We start from the raw sequence: 19,585 nt of genomic DNA, 5'->3' as shown, positions 1-19,585 counted from the left end.
CTGGATCAGACTGCTGAGTGATGCTGGCGCTGGTCTTCGAAGAACTCGGACCAGGAGTCGACGTCGGGGTGCTGCTTGAGCAATGCACGGCGCTGACGTTCGGTCATTCCGCCCCACACACCGAACTCGACACGGTTGTCGAGAGCATCTGCTCCGCACTGCATGAGGACCGGGCAGTGACGGCAGATGGTGGCTGCCTTGCGCTGTGCGGCGCCACGAACAAAAAGTTGGTCGGGATCGACCTCGCGGCATCGCGCCTGAGTTACCCAGGCAATTCGTGCCTCGGCCTGCTCGATGTCCAAACGGCTACTCGGGGTGGCTGTGTACATTCTGGGTCCCCTCTACAAAGTCTGACCGTCGCCATGAGGCGAGCAGCGCACCATCTCAGCCGTCTCGCGGTAGCACGTGAAAGCTGAGACACATTCGTGATCGAGTGTTACGTCGATCACACTGATCACAATTTAGGTAAAGAACGCCCCTAACGCAAGACGGTCGGGAGCATTTTTTGGTACGGCAGTACAAAGCGCGTGTTCAGGAGGTTTTGAACACCCGCAAAACACTGAAACCGGTTCCAATGGGTGGGCACACGTACTCTGTAGATCGTGTCGATTGCAAAAACAGTGGCGAAGCTCGCCGGAAGCTCCGCATTGGCGGGTGTCCTGGTCGCAGGGGTGATGTTCCCGGTGGCCGGCGGATTCGGATTCGCGTCCAATCGCGCTGCCGATACCGTCGACAACGTCTCGGCCGAACTGGTCGAAGGCACGGTCCCCGCGGTGTCCACCATGGTCGATGCGGCAGGCAATCCCATTGCCTGGCTGTACGACCAACGACGCTTCGAAGTCCCGAGCGAGAAGATCTCCAACAACATGAAGTTGGCGATCGTCTCCATCGAGGACCGCCGGTTCCCCGACCACAAGGGCGTCGACTGGCAGGGAACGCTGCGCGCCTTCCTCACCAACACGACGACCGGTGAAGTGCAGCAGGGCGCGTCGACACTCGATCAGCAGTATGTGAAGAACTACCAACTGTTGGTCGTGGCCAAGACGGATGCCGAGCGCCGCGCTGCCATCGAGACCACCCCGGCCCGAAAGATCCGCGAGATCCGGATGGCGCTGACGCTGGACAAGGAACTCACGAAAGACGAGATCCTCACCCGGTACCTCAACCTCGTACCTTTCGGCAACGGATCCTTCGGCATTCAGGACGCGGCTCAGACCTACTTCGGCGTCGACGCCGCAGATCTGACCGTTCCGCAGTCCGCGATGCTGGCCGGCATGGTTCAGTCCAGCTCCGCGCTGAACCCGTACACGAACGTCGAGGGCGTGACCGAGCGTCGTAACACCGTGCTCGACACCATGATCACGAACATTCCGGATCGTGCCGACGAGTTCCGTGCAGCCAAGGAAGAGCCCCTCGGCGTCCTCGAAACCCCCAACAACTTGCCGCGCGGCTGCATCGCTGCAGGCGATCGCGGATTCTTCTGTGATTACGCACTGAAGTACCTCTCGGATGCCGGAATCACCCGCGACCAGATCAACGAGGGTGGTTACCTCATCAAGACCACTCTCGATCCGCAGGTCCAGGCGTCCACCAAGGCCGGACTGAACGCGAACGCGAGCGCCAACCTCGACGGCATCGCGAACGTGATGAACGTGATCAGGCCGGGCCAGGATTCACACAAGGTCATCGCGATGGCCAGCAGTCGCACGTACGGACTCAATGCCGACGCCGACGAAACCGTCCAGGCGCAGCCGTACTCCCTTGCCGGTGACGGTGCGGGTTCCGTCTTCAAGATCTTCACGACCGCTGCGGCGATGGAGAAGGGCCTCGGCATCAACGCGACCCTCGACGTGCCCAAGCGCTTCGAAGCCAAGGGCATGGGTAGCGGTGGTGCGGCAGGCTGCCCGGTCTCGACGTACTGCGTGGAGAACGCCGGCAACTATCCGCCGACGCTGTCCGTGACCGACGCCCTGGCACAGTCCCCAAACACCGCTTTCGTCAAGCTCATCGAGGCGACCGGCGTCACGCCGACCGTCGACATGGCTGTCCGTCTCGGCATGCGCTCGTACGCCGATCCCAACACCTCGGGCTTCGACGAGCGCAGCATGGCCGACTTCCAGAAGGAACAGAACCTCGGTTCGTTCACCCTCGGCCCCACCTGGATCAACCCGCTCGAACTCTCCAACGTCGCGGCCACTCTCGCCTCGCACGGCAAGTGGTGCCCGCCGAGTCCCATCGATTCGGTCTTCGACCGCTACGGCAAGCCGGTGGCCGTCACCGAGCAGGGCTGTGAGCAGGTCGTCGAGCCCGGCTTGGCAGACACACTCGCCAACGCCATGAGCCGTGACGACGTCGGCGCCGGTACGTCTGCCGGTGCCGCGAGCAGCGCCGGATGGAGCCTGCCGATGTCGGGCAAGACGGGTACCACCGAGACCCACAAGTCCTCGGCGTTCCTCGGCTTCACCAACAACCTCGCTGCGGCCGTCTACATCTTCGGCGACTCCCCGACGCCCGGCGAGATCTGCTCGAGCCCGCTACGCCCCTGCTACAGCGGCAACCTGTACGGCGGTACCGAACCGGCGAGATCCTGGTTCGCGGCAATGAACCCGGTCGCCAACAACTTCGGGCCCACTTCGCTGCCTCCGATCGACGAGAAGTACGCACGGGGATCACAGAACGGCCAGGTTCCCGAGGTTGTCGGCCTGAGCCAGTCGGCGGCGACGTCGAGGTTGCAGGCGTCCGGCTTCACGGTCAATTCCGTGACCACGGCGTCCGGAGCACGGGCGGGAACGGTCACCGGAGTTTCGCCGTCCGGGTCCGCGATCCCGGGTTCGACCGTCACGATCTACATCAGTGACGGCTCCGTGAGGGCTCCGGCAGCACCCGCATCCCCGGCAGCTCCAGCAGCTCCGGCACCGGGCGCGACTCCCCCGGGAGGCCAACCCGCACCGCCTGCGGGGACCCCACCGAACTGACGGCCCTGAAAACTGACGGCCCTGAAAACAAGAACGGCCGCGATCTCCGAGTGACTCGGAGTTCGCGGCCGTTTTCGGTTTCCGGTGGCGCGCTACTACAGGCGGGACTTCACTGCTGCAGAGATACGGGCGCCATCGGCCTTGCCCTTGGCCAGCGCGCTGGCGGCCTTGATGACCTGGCCCATCTGACGCATACCCGGACGCTCACCGAGCTCCTCGGACACCTGAGCGAGGGCGGTGTCGACGACGTCGACGAGTTCGGCGTCGGTCAACGGCGTCGGCAGGTACTCGTCGATGATCTGAGCTTCGGCGCGCTCTTTCGCGGCAAGTTCGCCGCGGCCGTTCTCGGTGTAGATCTCGGCCGATTCGCCGCGCTTCTTCGATTCCTTTGCAAGGACTTTGATGATTTCTTCGTCGGTGAGGACCCGTGCTTCCTTACCGGCCACCTCTTCGGTCTGGATGGCTGCCATGAGCATCCGAAGGGTGGCTGTACGTAGCGGATCCTTCGCCTTCATGGATGCAACCATGTCGGTTCGGAGGGTGGCTTTGAGCGATGGTGTCGTGTCGGACATGGTGGAAACGCTACGCGCTCGGCGTTTCGAGCGTGCCGATAGTTACCTCCGCCCGGACACAATTCTCTGTGGAATAGCTGTAAAAGGCAGCGAGAGCGACGCAGAAGAACGCCACACCCGTATCCTTGAGAGGTGTCTTCCCAGTTCCGCACCAATCTGACCCGCACCGCACTTGGTGCCGCGGGCGCCGCTGCACTAGGGATCGGGTACGCATCCGGCATCGAACGCAATGCATTTGCACTGCGTGAGGTGACGATGCCAGTCCTGGCGCCCGGTTCGTCGTCGCTGCGGGTCCTCCATCTCAGCGACCTGCACATGATGCCGAACCAACGGTTGAAACAGAATTGGTTGCGTGAGCTCGAAGGCCTCGACCCCGACCTCGTGGTCAACACCGGAGACAACTTGTCGCATCAGCGCAGCGTCCCGGCAGTGGTCCAGGCGCTCGGCGATCTGTTGGCTCGGCCGGGTCTGTTCGTCTTCGGCAGCAACGACTACTTCGCTCCGAAACCGAAGAATCCACTGAGCTACATCTTCAACAAGGACAAGCGCATCACCGGAGATCCCCTCCCCTGGGGCGATCTGCGGGCCGCGTTCACCGAACGTGGATGGCTGGACATGACCCACGTGCGCCGCGAACTCGAAGTGGCCGGTATTCGCATTGCTGCCGCCGGCGTCGACGATCCGCACCTGAAGCGCGATCGCTACGACACCGTCGCCGGAACACCCAATCCCGTCGCCCAGCTCAAGCTCGGCCTGACGCACTCACCCGAACCTCGAGTTCTCGACCGGTTCGCCGACGACGGCTACGACCTGGTGCTCGCCGGCCACACGCACGGTGGTCAGCTGTGCCTTCCGTTCTACGGCGCGCTGGTCACCAACTGCCAGATCGACCGATCCCGGGTCAAGGGACCGTCGAAGTGGGGCGCACACACCCAGCTGCACGTCTCAGCAGGCATCGGCACTTCGCCGTGGGCTCCGGCACGCTTCTGCTGCCGCCCCGAGGCAACTCTGCTGACTTTGGTTCCGGCGACCAGGCGCGAACCGGAGCATGTCTCCGCACACAGTTCCGCAGAGTCTCCAGCGTCGGTTCTACGCAACTGACCTGCGGATTTAATGTCAGTCGACTCGGTAATGTAAGCTAACCGAGGTTCGACACGGGGTGTGGCGCAGCTTGGTAGCGCGCTTCGTTCGGGACGAAGAGGTCGTGGGTTCAAATCCCGCCACCCCGACAGTGAAGAACAGAAATCGAGGCCCTTCCGCTTACGCGGGAGGGCCTCGATTTCGTTGACGATAAGGTGAAGCCGTGGCATCCGAACCAGACTTCTCGCACAACGACATGGCGAGCCGTAGCCGACGTGAGAAAGCTGTCGGTCTTGCCAAGTTCGCCTGGGATCGCGATATCAGTAGTGCAGAGTTGCTCGACATGCCCGACGATCGGCTACGCAAGCTTGCGCGGGCGGCGGGCGCCAATCCGCCGAGCACGCGGGAGACCTGGACCATCGCGGCCGGACTGCTCGACAAGAAAGCCGTGTGGGCAGCAGCCAACCCAGACCGTCCCGAAGCTCGGCGTGAGCATCCGGACGAGAAGATCATGTGGGTGAAGAAGCCGATCGAGCCCTGGCTGTAGTACTTCGCTCCGCGAGGCATGCCTGAACCCGGGCCGCGTTCCTCTCGAGAACAGTCGCGTAGTCGTCGATGTCACCACTGTCCGGGGATCCGCTGAGCACCGAAATAGCGAGCACGTCACCCACCGAGTAGATACCGTGATTGAAGGGACTCCTCGGGGACGCGTATGGGAAAGACACGGTCGACAGGATCTTCGAGGTGCCGAGTGTCATGACAGCGGGACCACGGTTGACACTGCTCGCGACAGTTCCCAGTTTGGGCTCCGCGGACAATCCAGCTTTGATCGCAATTGCCGGAAGTTCGTATTGCAGTGCGCGTACGGCTCGGTATGCGTCGAGATATCCCGCTTTGGCCTGATTGTTGTTCTTGGTGATGGCGACAAGTCGCTCCTCGATATCTACTGTGCCCAACGCCAAGTCGATGTGATAGCAGCCCATGTGATTTTGTCCGCGCACTGCGGCACCCACGGGTGCCCCGGACATAACTTGCATCGACCGCGGACTCTTGTCACCGAAATATTCTTCCAAAGACAACGAGATCACGGTCTGGGCAATGGCAGTCACCGTAACTCCTGGCCATTCTTTCTTGATCTCTCGAATCAGTACCAAATCGAGCGCGACCGCTGTCGCCGAGCGCTCGCCGGTGAAGGTCACAGCGCCACCACCTGAATCCGGCGCGTCGTACTTCCGGGACTCCGGCAGAGCCCTTAATGCGCGGACATACTTACGCGGCGTTCCAATAATTCCCATGACGGACGACCACCACGGGTTCGGCGTTGTCAGTTGCGGAACAAAGTCGGGTAATTGCTTCGTCGAAAACAGATCGTGAACGATTTCGTTGTACATCCGTCCGTCCCCCAGAGCATGGGAGGCCTTGAGAATCACTACCGTTGCTTCCCCCTGCACTCCAGGCGCATCGCGAACACCTCGAATGACGTGCAGACGCCACAGACATTGGTAAGGATCTACAAACCGCGCCGCCAACTCGGCAGAGTATTCGAACACACCTTTCCACGTCGAAATTTCAACATTATCTTCGACATGGTCGTCAATATCGAACGGTTTGGAGTCAATCCAGTAGGGAAAATTCAACCCTCCAGGGACTCTGGTCAAAGTCCATCGCAATTGCGGGATCCTCGACGCACGCGCAGCAAGGAGTTCGAGCAGTTCTTTTCTATCGAGCGGTAGAGAGCTATCTGAATCGAACAGGAATATCGTTAGAACATCGGTAGAACGGTTTTCCACGTTGGCCGCAATCAATCCGAAATCTACCGAGGTCAGTTGCCTGGTGGGCATAAATCTCCAATCGAAATCTTGAAAGCAGGGCGCGAATGGAAGCTGTCAGCGACCTACTTACTTCCGCAGGTGTTTCACGATTATGTACAACCAGCTACGGTTTCGCGAGCCCAACGGTAGTCGGCCTTACCGCTGGGCGAGCGGAGGATGGTTGGTACGAGCACGATCGAGCGGGGGATCTTGTACCCGGCGACGTGGGTGCGGCAATGCTCCGACAATGATTCCGTCGCAACATCTTCGAATCCCGGTCGAACCTGCACCACCGCGGCGACCTTCTCACCGAATCGAGTGTCGGGCGCGCCCGCTACCAAGGCGTCGAAAACTGCCGGGTGAGTTTTGAGTGCCTGCTCCACTTCTTCGGGGTAGACCTTCTCGCCGCCGGAGTTGATGCACATCGAACCGCGCCCGAGCAGCATGATGGTTCCGTCGGCTTCCATCGTGCCCATGTCCCCGAGTACCGCCAGACGAACCCCGTCGACGACGGGAAAAGTTGCAGCAGTCTTGGCCGGGTCGCCGAAGTATGCAACGGGAACATGGCCGGCCCGGGCGATGAAACCGACTGTGTCCGAGCCTGGTTCGATGCGACGGAATTCGTCGTCGACAAGAATCATGTTGGGGTTGGATCGAATTCGCTTGGAACCGTCCTCACCGAATTCGACGACGCCGTCGTTGCCGGATTCCGAAGCACCGAATGCATCCTTGATCACCAACCCCGGTAGTCGGGTTGTCAGTTCTGCCTTCAGGTTCGGGGAGAACAACGCGCCACCCGACCCGATCAGTTGGAGAGTCGAAAGGTCGTAGCGCCCTTCGCTTGCGGTGATGGCGTCGGCGATCGGCCGAGCAATCGCGTCGCCGACGACGGTGATTCCGGTGATCTTCTCGGCCTCGACCAGTCGCAGCACTTCCATCGGATCGAAGCTGCGGGTCAGTACTCGGGGCGCTCCCATGAGGAATGCCGTGAGCAGTGAATAGATTGCGGCTCCATGCATGAGCGGCGGGATGAGTAGCAGCACAGTTGGATTGGTGTTCGCTACAGCTGCATCCACAACCTCTTCGAGACTTCGACGCGGCGGCCCGCTGAGGTTCGCTCCGGACAGCGCGGCGAAGAAGAAGTCCTCGTGCCGCCACACCACACCCTTGGGCATTCCGGTTGTGCCGCCGGTGTAGATGATGAAATGGTCGTCGTTGCTGCGAGGGCCGAAGTCGCGGGTATCAGTCTGCGCGGCAAGGGCGTTCTCGTAGTCTTCGCCGACGATCAGCACGTGGGTGATCTCCGGACACTGCGGAACCACGGCCAATGCCGTCGGCGCGAATTCCTCTTCGACCAGCAGTGCCACCATTTGAGAGTTGGTGTAGATGTACAGGAGTTCTGCATCGGTATAGCGGAAGTTGACGTTGATCGGTACCGCTCTGATCTTCAAGCAAGCCAGGAGCGCTTCGACGTACTCGACGCAGTTACGCATGTGAATACCGACGTGCTGCCCAGGCTCGACGCCCACCGACTGCAGGTGATGAGCGAGTCGGTTCGATCGCAGTTCGAGTTCGGCGTAGCTCAATCGCACGTCTTCCAGAATCAAGGGAACTCGATCGGGGATCGCATCGGCAACGGCCTCGAACAGATCGGCAATGTTCAGGGTCATCGAAATCCTCACTACACGCGTCTTCGCTTACCAGTACAGGTCTTTCGCGAAGCTAACACGTTGGTCGCACCCTGTAGTCCGAATTGCGTAGCGGTCCCGCTGAGCGAGACCTGACGCGCCGCTCACCTGGCGTCAACGGTGCGGATACCTCCCTGACCAAGCCCGATAGCCGAAAGGTAGGGTAGCCTAATGCACTCACGCACCACTCTCCGGAGCCGCACGTCGGTCCGGGTCGCCATGGTTGCCTTGGCGACTGTTTTTGCCGCTACGGCCTGCGGCTCTTCCGACGCCGGCGGCAACGCAAACGGCAACACCGATGTCGCGACCGGCGGCAAGCTGTTCAGCACCGCCGACACGGAAACCGCGAAGCTCGGCAGCGATGCCGCGCCAGGCGAGTTCCCTCGCACCATCACCCATGCCCTGGGCGAGACCACCCTCGAGGCCAAGCCGACCCGCGTCGTCGTCCTCGACAGCGGTGAACTCGACGAGGTTCTCTCGCTCGGGATCACCCCGGTCGGCATCGCCAGCCCGGAAAGCGCCGCCGGTCAGCCGTCGTACCTGGCGGACAAGTTGGTCGGTGTCCCCGATGTCGGCACGACCAACAACCTCAACCTCGAGGCGATCACCGCACTGCAGCCCGATCTGATCCTCGGCAGCAAGCTGCGCCAGGACAAGCTTTACCCGCAACTCGCGGCAATCGCTCCGACGGTCTTCAGCATCCGCCCCGGCTTTCCGTGGAAGGAGAACTTCCTCCTTGCCGGTGACGCACTCGGCGAGGAGACCAAGGCTGAGCAGGTTCTCAACGACTACCAAGAGCACGCCGACAAGGTACGTGAGTCGATCGACGGCTCCCCGACCGTTTCACTGGTTCGTTTCATGTCCGGGAAGCTGCGCCTGTACGGCAATCTGTCGTTCATCGGCGTCATCTTGAAGGACGTCGGCCTGCCCCGCCCGGCGATCCAGGACATCGACGAACTGGCCGTCGAGGTCAGCCCGGAAACGATCACCGAGGCGGAGGGTGACCGAATCTTCTACTCCAGCTACGGAAATCCCGCCGACACCGGCCAGACCACGGTTGTTGCCGGACCGCTGTGGGCCAGCATGGACGCAGTCAAGGAAGGACGCGCCACCGAGGTGAGCGACGAGACCTGGTTCCTGGGTCTCGGCCCGACAGGTGCCGGCCTGGTTCTCGACGACCTGCAGGCCAAGCTCGGCAAGTAGCCGTCACCGGCACAAAGAACGCCGCCCGACTCTCCGGAGTCGAGCGGCGTTCTTTGTTCAGCGGTTGTCCTGCTCGAGGTGTTCGTTCATCGTCGAGTGAAGGTCGACGAGAAATTCCTCGAATCGACTGAGCAGTTCGGGCGGGTACTTCGCCATCATGGCGTCGAGTCGCACGGCAAGGGGCCCGAAGAACTCGTCCGCCAGGTCCTGCACATGCGCACTGCTGTGCAGCGTGACCACTCGCCGGTCTGCATTCTCTCGGGTCCGGACGATATGTCCCGCCTTCTCCAGGCGGTTGAGCAACGCGGTGGTTGCACCCGACGTCAGCGAGATCCGCTCTCCGAGGCGGGCGGGTGAGAGCGGCGTCCCCTTCTCCTCGGCAGCGGTGATTTCCATCAAGGCAGTCGCGTCGGTGGAATGCAGGCCGAGCCACGACGCGAATCGATGGCTGAATTCGGTGAACGTGCCACCGTACGCGCGGAATTCGTCCATCAGCCGCTCCCGCTCCACGGAGATGTCGCGCGGTGCTTCCACCTCGGTGATCCCACCTTTCCTGTGCCAGACGGCGGCCGGTCGAACCCAGCGCGCACGTTGACAACTTACCGCCTCAAATATACCTTCATAATAAAGTTACTTCACAATGGAGGTTTATTCGTGAACATTTCACCCACCACCCGTAAGTGGTTGGGCCTGATCGCCATTGCACTCGGCGTGGCACTGATCGTCGTCGACACCACGATCGTCAACGTCATAGTTCCCTCGATCATCGAAGATCTCGGGATCAATTCCGTTCAGGCTCAATGGATCCAAGAGTCCTACGCAATCGTGTTCGCGGCACTCCTGCTTCTGGTCGGCAGAGTTGCCGACCTGGTCGGCGCCCGTCGTATCTTCATCGCCGGTGTCGTCGTGTTCGGCGCAACGAGCCTGCTGGCCGGACTGGCGCCGAACGGCGGTCTGCTCATCCTGGCGCGCTTCCTGCAGGGCGCCGGCGCGGCCATGATCCTGCCCACGTCACTGTCGCTTCTGAACGCGATGTTCACCGGAAAGGCGCGCGGCCAGGCCTTCGCGGTCTGGGGTTCCACCATCGGCGCTGCATCCGCCCTCGGCCCATTGCTCGGCGGCTGGCTTGCCGAACATGCCTCATGGCGTTGGGCATTCGGGATCAACATTCCGCTTGCTGCGCTCATTCTGATCGGCGCAGTGCTGTTCATCGCGCCCTCACCCCGCACCGCTGGGCGCATCGACGCCACCGGAGCAGCACTGTCCATCGCCGGGCTCGGCCTGCTGGCCTTCGGCCTCGTCGAGGGACGTACGTACGGGTGGCTGACGACGAAGGAACCCTTCGATCTGTTCGGTCTGTCATGGTCCAGCGGACCGTCGCCGGTTCTGGTGGCGTTGGTTCTCGCCGTTCTGTCGCTCGGTGCGTTCGCCTACCGTCAAACCATGCTCACCCGCAGCGCCGATCCGTCGCGGGCGCTGATGGACGTACGGTTGTTCTCCATCTCGTCGTTCCGCAACGGCAACATCGCGACGCTGATCATCGGGCTCGGCGAGTTCGGAATCGTTGCGGTGCTTCCTCTCTGGCTCCAGTTCACGCTCGGATACAGCGCACTCCAGGCAGGGCTCGCACTGGTTCCCATTGCCATCGGCAGCTTTGTCGCCAGTGGTGCGAGCTTCGGGCTGGCATCGAAGGTCTCGCCGTTGGGCTTGGTCCGTATCGGTTTGGCTCTCGAGGCGCTCGGTCTCGCCGGTCTCGGATTCATCGCTGCGACAGACAGCCCCTGGTGGACTATCGCCGCAGTGCTGTTCTTCTACGGAATCGGCGTCGGTTTTGCGACTGCGCAGGTGACCAACGTCGTGCTCGAGGAGATTCCCGAGCAGAGCGCCGGTCAAGGCTCCGGCATTCAGAGCGCGTTCCGCCAACTCGGATCCGCACTGGGCATCGCCGTCCTCACCACGGTCTTCTTCAGCACTCTCAATTCGACGCTGAACAACGACCTCACCGGATCCGGTGTCGACCAAGCTCAGGCTGATCAGTTGACGCGGGCAGTCACCGACAGCGCAGGCGCCGCCATCGACTCGCTGGCCGGTTCACCGAACACTGCCTTCGTCGCCGACGCTGCCCAATCTGCGATGACTCACGGCATCACACTCGGCGGATACCTTGCAGCCGGATTTGTCGTGGTGGGCCTGATCGCGACGGCGCTCATCCCGAACAAGCCGGCCCCGTCAAACGAGGAGGAAACGAAAGCAGCAGCCGACGTCGCCTGACGGTCGGATCGGTGCAGTACGGTGCCGGTATGCGATTGCCCTGGTCACGGTCAGCACAGTCACGGTCAGCACCGGGGCTCAGTGAGGCCGACATCGTCGCCGTACGTGAGCAAGCACGCGAACTGGTAGTCCCAGGTTTCGCGACGTTCGACGAAATCTGCGAAGCCGCCCGAGACTGTGTCGAGGGCGGCTTCGAGAACGACGAACTCGGCAGACAGATCGACGCAGTAGTGCGTGAGGTCTGGGACCACAGACTCGAGGAGCAGACCCAGTGGACGGCTCCCGGAGACTTCGAGCGCCTCTCCGCAGCCTTCGCCGAACTCGAACGCAACGGCATCGTAGCCCGGATGAACTTCACCTGCTGCATGCAGTGCGGCACTACCGAAATCGACGACGAACGCACGCCGTCCGAACCCGACCAGAACGGGTATCCCTTTGCTCAGTGGGCGTACACGTTCTTCCACATGCAAGATGCGGAGCGTCTCGGCGACGAGCCGTCCGATCTCTACTTGTCCTACAGTGCGTTTCGTCCGGCCCACGATCTCGATCCCGCGCTGGTCGCCGCTGCCTTCGGCGGCGACGAAACCGCCAAGGCACACATGATCGCGCACACCGATCAGACCGTCGGGCGCCAGGTAGCCGACGCACTCCGAACTCAGGGGCTGAGCGTCGATTGGAACGGTGACAACAATCAGCGTATCCGTGTCACCGACGTATGTTGGCGCAAACCGCTTCCGCAGTAGGAGATTCAGCTGGGTGGCAATACGCGGTCGAGGAACGTATTGCTGAATACGCGGTGCGGGTCGTGCTCGTCGAGAGTGGCGAGAGCGAAGTCCCAATTCCCGTCGCCACCGGCACGAAAGGTGGCAGGCACTGTGCTGGTGAGAAATTCGTCGTCCTGGTACGCCGCCTGATCGGTGAATGCCCACCCCTTGGACCACTCCGGACGGAAGGTCGCGTAATCGCCGGAGTAGTTCGCGACCATCCACCGTTCCATTTCGCGAAGGAACGCAGGCAATCCCGCGGTGCCGGGAATCGAGACCACGTTCATCCAGATCGCTGTGTCCCAGTCCTGACGATCCGCCCGCGGCCGCACCGCTGACAGGTCCGGCACTCCGGCGCTGTCGACCAACACCTCGCCGTCATCGTCGACACCGCAGAGACGCACTTCGAACGGCATGTTGACGGGATACTGCCCCAACGACGCGTAGTGCGTCATTCGTTCGTTCAGCCAACTCGTCATCTCGTGGACGACTCGGCCGATGTTGGACCGCTTGGTGATCACCGCCCCGCCCCCGGCTACGACGCGCAAGGTCGTGTGCCGGAGGTAGAACAGAACGTCTTTCGACCAACCCCAGAGATCGTCGGTGTCAGTCAGCACCAATCCTGCTGCTACAGCGCCGAACTGAGAGGCGCCGAACAGCGGCGTCGCAGCTTGGAGACCCTGTGCCACCATCCCCAACGGGGTGGTGACTTCTTCGGGAATCGCGTCGGAGAAGAAGTAGTTGTACGGCCCGCTCACCTCTCGGGACTCCGGCGGTTTGACCGGGGTCGGTGTCCAGACCTTGAGCCACGGTGTTTGCGTGAACGGGAACCAGATTGCTTCCACCCGTCCGGATTTCTCGACGAAACTCTCGTAGGTACGCCCTGGCGACCCGGGAGCAGCAAAGAGTTCTTGCCACGGAATGTCGGTGAAACTCTGGCACCGCAGCCGATAATTCTCCCCGGCTTGCAGCGTCACGGAGGTGACGAAGGTTCGACCCAGATGGGCCAGGAAGGCGGTGCTCTCGACGTCCGATCGGTGAAATGTCTTCAGTGCGTACCGATTGATGCCTTCCTCCCACGCCACCACCGTGATCTCGGTGATCAGGTTGCTCAGCGAACCATACGATTGACCAGGGGTGATCGTCTCCCCCACAGCCGGATAGGTTGCCCCGTGAGCACCGATCGCCAGCGCGCCGGCGATGGACAGCTCACCGATCGCCGGAGAGTTGGCCCAGCCGAGCCCTTCTCGCTCGAGCGCTGTCAGAATCGCTTCGATACTGGCGCCGGCGCCCGCCGTGACCGTTGCGGGCGTGCCGTGCTGCACCACAACCGAATTCAGTTTGGCCATCGTATCGACCAGCAGAACTCGATCCGAAGGCGCGCCGGGCACCACCGTCAACGGACTCCACCCGTGCATCGTTCCCTTCGCACGCACTGTGTACCCGTTGTCGAACGCCCAGTTGGCGAGGGTGACGACGTCATCGCTGTGACGTGCCGTGGCCGTCCACACGCTGTCGAGCATGATTTCTCGCGACCAGTTCGCGTACGCCTGCTGTGACAACGGAATGTCCGACGGAAATCCGGGCGGTGGCGCGATGGTCGATGCCGAACCCCAGGGAACTGCTCCAGCCGGCGCCCAGGAAATGCCCGCGAGAGCAGCTGCGCCGGCACTCGCTGCGAGAAATCCGCGCCGGCTCACACCGTCTTCGCTCGAGCTGTGCTCTGCCATGCGCTCTGCTTGATGCACCACTGCTCACTCCGTCAGCCGACTCGGTTCATGTCAGGGACGAACGTAGAACAAATATGATTACGATGCCAGTGGTTCCGTAATAAAAGTTTTCCGAAGCTCACTGCACCATCGGAGCGAAGACCGCGTAGATCGCTTCCGGGGCACCGTCGAACGCACTGATGATCAACCAGGCAGTCAGAACCGTCAACGCCGGCCCGATCAGGATCTTCTCGAGGTTCCCACCTGCACGGATGGATAGGAATGACGGCAGTCGTTGCTCCCACCATCGCTTGCCGCCGAGCGGGATCAGAGGTGCAAGAAACGGCACTCCCTCCTTGGTGATCGCATCGCCGAGACAGTGCGTGGCGCAACCCAGTGCCACCGCAACACCTAGCCCCGTGGATCCAGCCTCACTCGGATACCACTGCCAGGTGAGGGCAGAGAGCACCAACGCAACGGCGGAGACCGCGAGCCAACCCTTCTCCTTGGCCAATTCACCCGCCAATCCACGGATGGCCAACCCGAGGCAGAAGAACAGGGTGATGATGATGGCTGGCTTCCCGAACTGAACAACCAGCGCCGAGACCCCGGCACCCAACCCGGCGGCGAACAGCGCGGTGTGCGTGAGCGTCCGATGCCCACCACGACGCTTGCCGTCCTTCTTGCCTTTGGTGATGCGGTAGAAGGTCACCGAAATTGCGTCGATGCCTTTGGCCAGAGCCTTGCTGAGCGGACCGAATGATCGCGAAACCGTCGACTGACCGGTATCGAGGTCGGGAAGCAAGGCGGCTCCGGCACACACTCCGGCAAAGGTCAAAGTTTCCGCAGTGGATGTGGGCCCTCCCCAGTCGAGAGGCAACAACTCCGCAACCACCAACCCCACAGCAGCACCGGACATCGCGTGGGTGGGGCCCATGACCATGAAACACAACACCTTTCGAAACGCGCCCCGCATCAGGCCGTACCGCACCCTCTGCAAGACACCACACACATGACGCCGTCGGCGACGGCCCCGGCATGCTCGCCGAGACCGCCCCGAACGTAGCAAGTGCTACCGACAGGCTTGACCAACCTCCAGACCCAGTTGAGTACGGCCGTACCGTTCCAGGTCAAAGCGGTTCATGCGGAGCTTTTTTCGCTCGTCAGCCCGCGGCAACCGTGCATGACAGGGCAACGCCTTCCTCCAGCGGAGCGACACCGGCCATGTCGAGCACCTCTGCCGGAACACCTTCGGTCGTCGGAGCCCACTCGACGGTCGGCAACGCCGGCACCCCTTCACGCGCAACGAATGTCGCAGCTTCGCTCGGCACTTCGATAGTGACTGCGGCCGTACCGGCCTCCTCCGCGCGCACGACCTTCCCCTCGTCGATGAGCTTCTGCAGCTCCTCGTCGGAAATCGGCGCCGCGACACCACACGCTACTTCGGGAGCCACACCCAACTCGGCTGGAGCGGTCGCGATCGACCGCACCGCCACCGGTGACCCGTCGGAAATCGGGTTGGAAGCCCAGGCGATTCCCGGCGCCACTGCCATACCGAGGACCGCCACGGACGCCACCACCACACCGGTCCGGCGGGCCCGCTTGCCGTTCACTTTCAATCGCGTCATCGTTGTTCTCCTTGATCGAACGTTCTCGAGTTCTCGGCGCGGTCGCATCCGAGAAACCCGAGGTTATGAAGCCAACACTGCAGATCTGTTGTCGGTTTCTTAGGAGTTGATGAGAATGCGACGGCCCTCGCTCCGAGCGAGGCCCCAGGCCTTGATCCGATGGCACCATGGCTGGGGTGAGTACACGCGAGCGCATCCTGATCGTTGACGACGACGCGAAGGTTCTGAATTCGCTCGAACGTGGACTCCGATTGTCGGGCTTCGACACGACAACTGCCGTCGACGGACGATCGGCCTTGTCATCGGTGAACAAGCAATGCCCGGCCGCGCTCGTTCTCGACGTCAACATGCCCGGCCTCGACGGCGTCGGGGTGGTGACCGCCCTGCGCGCGATCGGCAACGAGGTTCCGATCTGCGTACTCAGCGCCCGAAGTTCCGTGGGTGATCGCATCGCGGGGCTGGAGGCGGGCGCCGACGACTACCTCACCAAGCCCTTCGAGTTGGCCGAGCTCGTCGCCAGACTCCGCGCATTGCTTCGACGCACGACGCGAGCCACCCCGTCGGTCGACCATCCGATCACGGTGGGACCGCTGACGGTCGATCTCCGTGGCCATCGAGCGCACATCGACGGTAGACGAATCGAACTCACCAAAAGAGAATTCGACCTGTTGTCGGTACTCGCCGAGCACGCCGGTGTCGTACTCAGTCGCGCACAACTCCTGCGACTCGTCTGGGGTTACGACTTCGCTGCCGACACCAATGTCGTCGACGTCTTTGTCACCTATCTACGCAAGAAACTCGAAGTCGACGGAGCGCCCCGCGTGATCCACACAGTGCGTGGGGTGGGCTTCGTCCTGAGGGCCGAACGATGAAGCGGCCGCTGTCACTTCAGACTCGCGTAGCCATCGCCTCGGGCCTGGCCGCCGGAATCGTGATTGCCGCGATCGGAATTGCGTTCGCGGTCTTTCTGCGTGTCAACGGATCCGAACAACTCGAACGCACTCTCGATTCCGTCACCCTGGGCGTCGCGGCGAGTGCGCCGAGCCCGCTATTCATCGAGACACCAACTGCAACAACAGAACCATCCGTGGTCAGCCCCGGATTCAAAGCCGCGACCGTCAGCGCCTTGGCTACCACCGATGTTCGCAGTCGTGATGTTCTGGTGCCCGGCGACAGCGGCGCCGCACTGGCCGTCAGCATCCCCGAAGACCCACTGACCCAGGCAATCCGTGAGCAGCAGTTCCAAGTGGCCGCTGCAGCAGTGGTCGCCATCCTTGCCGCGGCCGGGCTCGGTTGGTTCCTCACCGGCCGAGCCGTCCGGCCACTACAGCAATTGACCGAGACCACCAGTTCGATCGGCAACAACCTCGACGTCGACGGACTCTCGCGCCGGGCACCGTCGGTACGTGGAACGCGAGAAGCCGAAGAACTGTCGGAGGCAATCCAGAGCATGCTCAGTCGCATCGAAAGCGATCGAAGCCGCACCGAGGAGGCGTTGGAGTCGGCACGCGATTTCGCTCGCGTCTCCGCCCACGAACTGCGCACACCTCTCACGTCGATGCGTACCGATCTCGAAGTTCTCGCAACACTCGATCTCACGGAAAGCCAACGGCGCGAACTGTCCGGCGAATTGTTGGAAGCGCAGCGCCAGATCGAGCGCACCCTGACCGACCTCGAGACTCTAGCCCTGGGTGACGTGGCCGATCCCGAGGATTGTGCCGACGTCGATCTCGTCGAGGTTGCCGATCGCGCCGTCGCTGACGCCGGCCGTCTGCACCCGCAGGTCGACGTTCGTTTGAAAGCACCGGAAGAACTTTCGGTTCAGGCCTTTCCCGCGGGTATCCGTCTGGTGCTGACCAACGCCGTCACCAATTCCGTTCGGCACGGCAATGCCGACGAAGTCGAGATCACCGTCCGATCAGGGGCTGCGACGGGTTCGGCGACGGTTTTCGTCGACGACAACGGCACCGTGATCGCGCCTTCGGAACGCGAAGCGATGTTCGAGAGATTCGTTCGTGGTACCGGTGCGGGCGACGCCGGAAGCGGTTTGGGACTGGCCCTCGTCGCGCAGCAGGCGAGGCTGCACGGCGGTAGCGCGCGACTCGACAAGAGCCCACTCGGCGGAACTCGATTGATCTTCTCGATCAACCCAATTCGACGTGCAGAGCCTCGAGCAGCGGCTTGGCCGCCTCGTCGAAGAATCGGCCTTGGGTATCTCCACCGATCTGTACCAGTGCCACATCGGTGAATCCGGCGTCCGTGTATGCCTTGACCGCTTCGACGATCACATCGAGATCGGGACCACACGGAATGCTTTCAGCTACATCCTCTTTGCGCACGAACTGAGTCGCACCCGAGAAGCTCGCCGGCGTCGGCAGTTCGGAGTTCACGGACCACCCTCCGCCGAACCACCGGAACTGCTGATGAGCTCGTGCAATTGCCGTGTCGCGATCAGGGTCCCACGAGATCGGAATCTGACCGATGGTCCGGCCTGCGGGAGCCAATCCGTATGCTCGGCCGTGCACGTGCTTCCACAAGTGCACTAGCTCCGAATCCGGTTGCACGGCAATCAAATCGTCGGCCATCGGACCGAAACGCTCGACGGACTTGTCTCCGGACATGGCCAGCGCCAGCGGAACCGGGTTCTCGGGGAGATCCCAGATCCTGGCGGACTGGACGTCGAAGTACTCCCCCTTCCAGCTCACCAGATCTCCGGCGAGCAGTGCGCGAATGATGCTCACCGCCTCCTGCAGCATGTCCTGGCGGGTGTCGATGGACGGCCAACCCTCGCCGACCACATGCTCGTTCAGGCTCTCGCCACTTCCCAATCCCAGGGTGAAGCGTCCGTCCGCGAGGATCTGGATCGTCGCAGCTTTCTGAGCGACGACGGCGGGGTGGTACCTCACGGTCGGACAAGTCACGTACGTCATCAAACCGACTCGCTCGGTGGCGTGGGCGACTGCCCCCAGCACCGACCAGGCGTAGGGTGCATGCCCCTGCTCGGTCAGCCACGGCGAGTAGTGATCACTCATCACTTCGAAGTCGAAGCCGACTTCTTCGGCCCGAACTGCATGGCGAACCAGTTCTTTCGGACCTGCCTGCTCCGTCATCAAGGTGTAGCCGAATCGTGCCATCACTGATCAACTCCCGGTATCTAGGCCTGAAACGAGTTCGGAAATCACACTGCCGTCGAGGTGGTCGAGGAGGTCGCGGGCGTCGTCGTACACGGCAGTCGCACCCGCACCTTCGAGTTCGTCGGTCGACATGCCGCCGCTGCGCACTCCCACAGCCACAACGCCCGCCCATGTCGCCGCCTTCATGTCCCAGACGGCATCCCCGACCATGACCGCATTGCCCGCGTCGACACCTGCCTTCGCGAGCGCGACCTCGATCAGGTCCGGATCAGGTTTGGCCTCGTCGACGGATTCCGAAGAGGTGGCGGCGTAGATCATTTCGTCGATGTCGAGCGTCCGGCGTAGCAACTTCAGTTCGTCGTCCGGCGCCGAGGTAGCGAGCACCACATGCAGTCCGAGCGAGTGAACTCGGCGGATCAACTCGCGCGCTCCCGGCAGTACTCGGAGACGGTCGGCCGACTGCCGGTAGTACGTGGTGTGAAGTTCTTTGGCTCGCGGTCCGCACCCGTCGATGTCTTCGCCGAGCAAGGACTCCAGTAGTTGGTCTCCGTCCATGCCGATGCTGCGGTGTACCCGCCACGCGTCGACCGGGCGACCTACCTCGAAGAAAGCTCGCGACCACGCTTCTACGTGCAGATAGTTGGAATCGACGAGCGTTCCGTCGATGTCGAAGAGAACCGCACCTATTGCCATGGGAATTGACTGCCCAACACCTCGGTTCGCGAAACTTGTGCCCCGAGCATTCTCAGC

The 19,585-nt window shown here is 62.2% G+C and carries 18 protein-coding genes and 1 tRNA gene; 9 read left to right on the top strand and 10 right to left on the bottom strand.

What is annotated here, in order from left to right:
- Positions 1–5: 5 nt before the first annotated feature.
- Positions 6–329, bottom strand: a complete 324-nt coding sequence (locus KTR60_RS02325; RefSeq protein WP_007732375.1) for a WhiB family transcriptional regulator — start codon at positions 327–329, stop codon at positions 6–8.
- Positions 330–620: 291 nt separating this feature from the next.
- Between KTR60_RS02325 and KTR60_RS02320 the strand changes: the two genes are divergently transcribed.
- On the top strand, positions 621–2,975 hold the full coding sequence (locus KTR60_RS02320) for a penicillin-binding protein (RefSeq protein ID WP_323374420.1): 2,355 nt from the start codon (positions 621–623) through the stop codon (positions 2,973–2,975).
- A 95-nt stretch (positions 2,976–3,070) separates the two neighbouring features.
- Here the strand turns inward: KTR60_RS02320 and KTR60_RS02315 are convergent, their stop codons facing one another.
- Positions 3,071–3,547: a GatB/YqeY domain-containing protein gene (locus KTR60_RS02315; RefSeq protein WP_003943491.1), complete on the bottom strand. Its 477-nt coding sequence runs from the start codon at positions 3,545–3,547 to the stop codon at positions 3,071–3,073.
- 132 nt (positions 3,548–3,679) lie between these two features.
- Here KTR60_RS02315 and KTR60_RS02310 point away from each other — a divergent pair, with 132 nt between their 5' ends.
- The 3 genes from KTR60_RS02310 (at position 3,680) to KTR60_RS02300 (ending at position 5,174) form a co-directional block, all read left to right on the top strand.
- The gene (locus tag KTR60_RS02310) at positions 3,680–4,648 is read left to right on the top strand and encodes a metallophosphoesterase (protein WP_003943461.1); all 969 of its coding nucleotides are present in this window, start codon (positions 3,680–3,682) and stop codon (positions 4,646–4,648) included.
- A gap of 54 nt (positions 4,649–4,702) precedes the next feature.
- Positions 4,703–4,776, top strand: a tRNA-Pro gene (locus KTR60_RS02305).
- 74 nt (positions 4,777–4,850) lie between these two features.
- On the top strand, positions 4,851–5,174 hold the full coding sequence (locus KTR60_RS02300) for a hypothetical protein (RefSeq protein WP_221742611.1): 324 nt from the start codon (positions 4,851–4,853) through the stop codon (positions 5,172–5,174).
- Here KTR60_RS02300 and KTR60_RS02295 read toward each other — a convergent pair.
- The gene (locus KTR60_RS02295; protein ID WP_221742610.1) at positions 5,137–6,432 is read right to left on the bottom strand and encodes a wax ester/triacylglycerol synthase family O-acyltransferase; all 1,296 of its coding nucleotides are present in this window, start codon (positions 6,430–6,432) and stop codon (positions 5,137–5,139) included. The two genes, KTR60_RS02300 and KTR60_RS02295, sit on opposite strands and share 38 nt — an antisense overlap.
- A gap of 116 nt (positions 6,433–6,548) precedes the next feature.
- Entirely contained in the window at positions 6,549–8,108 is a 1,560-nt protein-coding gene (locus KTR60_RS02290; protein ID WP_221742609.1) for an acyl-CoA synthetase, read from the bottom strand.
- A gap of 189 nt (positions 8,109–8,297) precedes the next feature.
- Between KTR60_RS02290 and KTR60_RS02285 the strand changes: the two genes are divergently transcribed.
- The gene (locus KTR60_RS02285; RefSeq protein WP_003943522.1) at positions 8,298–9,329 is read left to right on the top strand and encodes an ABC transporter substrate-binding protein; all 1,032 of its coding nucleotides are present in this window, start codon (positions 8,298–8,300) and stop codon (positions 9,327–9,329) included.
- Positions 9,330–9,386: 57 nt separating this feature from the next.
- Here the strand turns inward: KTR60_RS02285 and KTR60_RS02280 are convergent, their stop codons facing one another.
- On the bottom strand, positions 9,387–9,863 hold the full coding sequence (locus KTR60_RS02280; RefSeq protein ID WP_003943458.1) for a MarR family winged helix-turn-helix transcriptional regulator: 477 nt from the start codon (positions 9,861–9,863) through the stop codon (positions 9,387–9,389).
- 120 nt (positions 9,864–9,983) lie between these two features.
- Between KTR60_RS02280 and KTR60_RS02275 the strand changes: the two genes are divergently transcribed.
- Together KTR60_RS02275 and KTR60_RS02270 are read left to right on the top strand one after the other, a co-directional pair.
- Positions 9,984–11,600, top strand: coding sequence for a DHA2 family efflux MFS transporter permease subunit (locus KTR60_RS02275; protein WP_042446649.1), 1,617 nt, complete (start codon positions 9,984–9,986; stop codon positions 11,598–11,600).
- 29 nt (positions 11,601–11,629) lie between these two features.
- Positions 11,630–12,343: a DUF6891 domain-containing protein gene (locus KTR60_RS02270; RefSeq protein ID WP_228401740.1), complete on the top strand. Its 714-nt coding sequence runs from the start codon at positions 11,630–11,632 to the stop codon at positions 12,341–12,343.
- Positions 12,344–12,348: 5 nt separating this feature from the next.
- Here the strand turns inward: KTR60_RS02270 and KTR60_RS02265 are convergent, their stop codons facing one another.
- From KTR60_RS02265 to KTR60_RS02255, 3 genes are all read right to left on the bottom strand, one after another.
- Positions 12,349–14,094: a cholesterol oxidase substrate-binding domain-containing protein gene (locus tag KTR60_RS02265; RefSeq protein WP_039973296.1), complete on the bottom strand. Its 1,746-nt coding sequence runs from the start codon at positions 14,092–14,094 to the stop codon at positions 12,349–12,351.
- A gap of 118 nt (positions 14,095–14,212) precedes the next feature.
- Positions 14,213–15,016, bottom strand: a complete 804-nt coding sequence (locus KTR60_RS02260) for a metal-dependent hydrolase (protein ID WP_007732353.1) — start codon at positions 15,014–15,016, stop codon at positions 14,213–14,215.
- A gap of 220 nt (positions 15,017–15,236) precedes the next feature.
- Entirely contained in the window at positions 15,237–15,701 is a 465-nt protein-coding gene (locus KTR60_RS02255; protein ID WP_003943487.1) for a hypothetical protein, read from the bottom strand.
- A 167-nt stretch (positions 15,702–15,868) separates the two neighbouring features.
- On the opposite strand from KTR60_RS02255, the gene KTR60_RS02250 reads away from it, so the two are divergent.
- Together KTR60_RS02250 and KTR60_RS02245 are read left to right on the top strand one after the other, a co-directional pair.
- Positions 15,869–16,573: a response regulator transcription factor gene (locus KTR60_RS02250; protein ID WP_228401738.1), complete on the top strand. Its 705-nt coding sequence runs from the start codon at positions 15,869–15,871 to the stop codon at positions 16,571–16,573.
- Positions 16,570–17,949, top strand: a complete 1,380-nt coding sequence (locus tag KTR60_RS02245) for a sensor histidine kinase (RefSeq protein WP_136471619.1) — start codon at positions 16,570–16,572, stop codon at positions 17,947–17,949. The genes KTR60_RS02250 and KTR60_RS02245 overlap by 4 nt, the downstream gene beginning before the upstream one ends.
- Here KTR60_RS02245 and KTR60_RS02240 read toward each other — a convergent pair.
- Both KTR60_RS02240 and KTR60_RS02235 read right to left on the bottom strand, forming a co-directional pair.
- Entirely contained in the window at positions 17,846–18,835 is a 990-nt protein-coding gene (locus KTR60_RS02240) for an LLM class F420-dependent oxidoreductase (RefSeq protein WP_228401736.1), read from the bottom strand. The genes KTR60_RS02245 and KTR60_RS02240 overlap by 104 nt on opposite strands.
- Before the next feature lie 6 nt (positions 18,836–18,841).
- A complete protein-coding gene (locus tag KTR60_RS02235; protein WP_065455116.1) occupies positions 18,842–19,528 on the bottom strand; it encodes an HAD family hydrolase in 687 nt (228 codons plus the stop codon).
- Between the last annotated feature and the right edge of the window lie 57 nt (positions 19,529–19,585).

This window comes from Rhodococcus sp. C1 (genome assembly GCF_020809065.1).
Classification (GTDB): domain Bacteria; phylum Actinomycetota; class Actinomycetes; order Mycobacteriales; family Mycobacteriaceae; genus Rhodococcus_F; species Rhodococcus_F qingshengii.
Note: the sequence above shows the minus strand (reverse complement) of the source record. Positions and strands in the feature narration are given on the sequence as shown.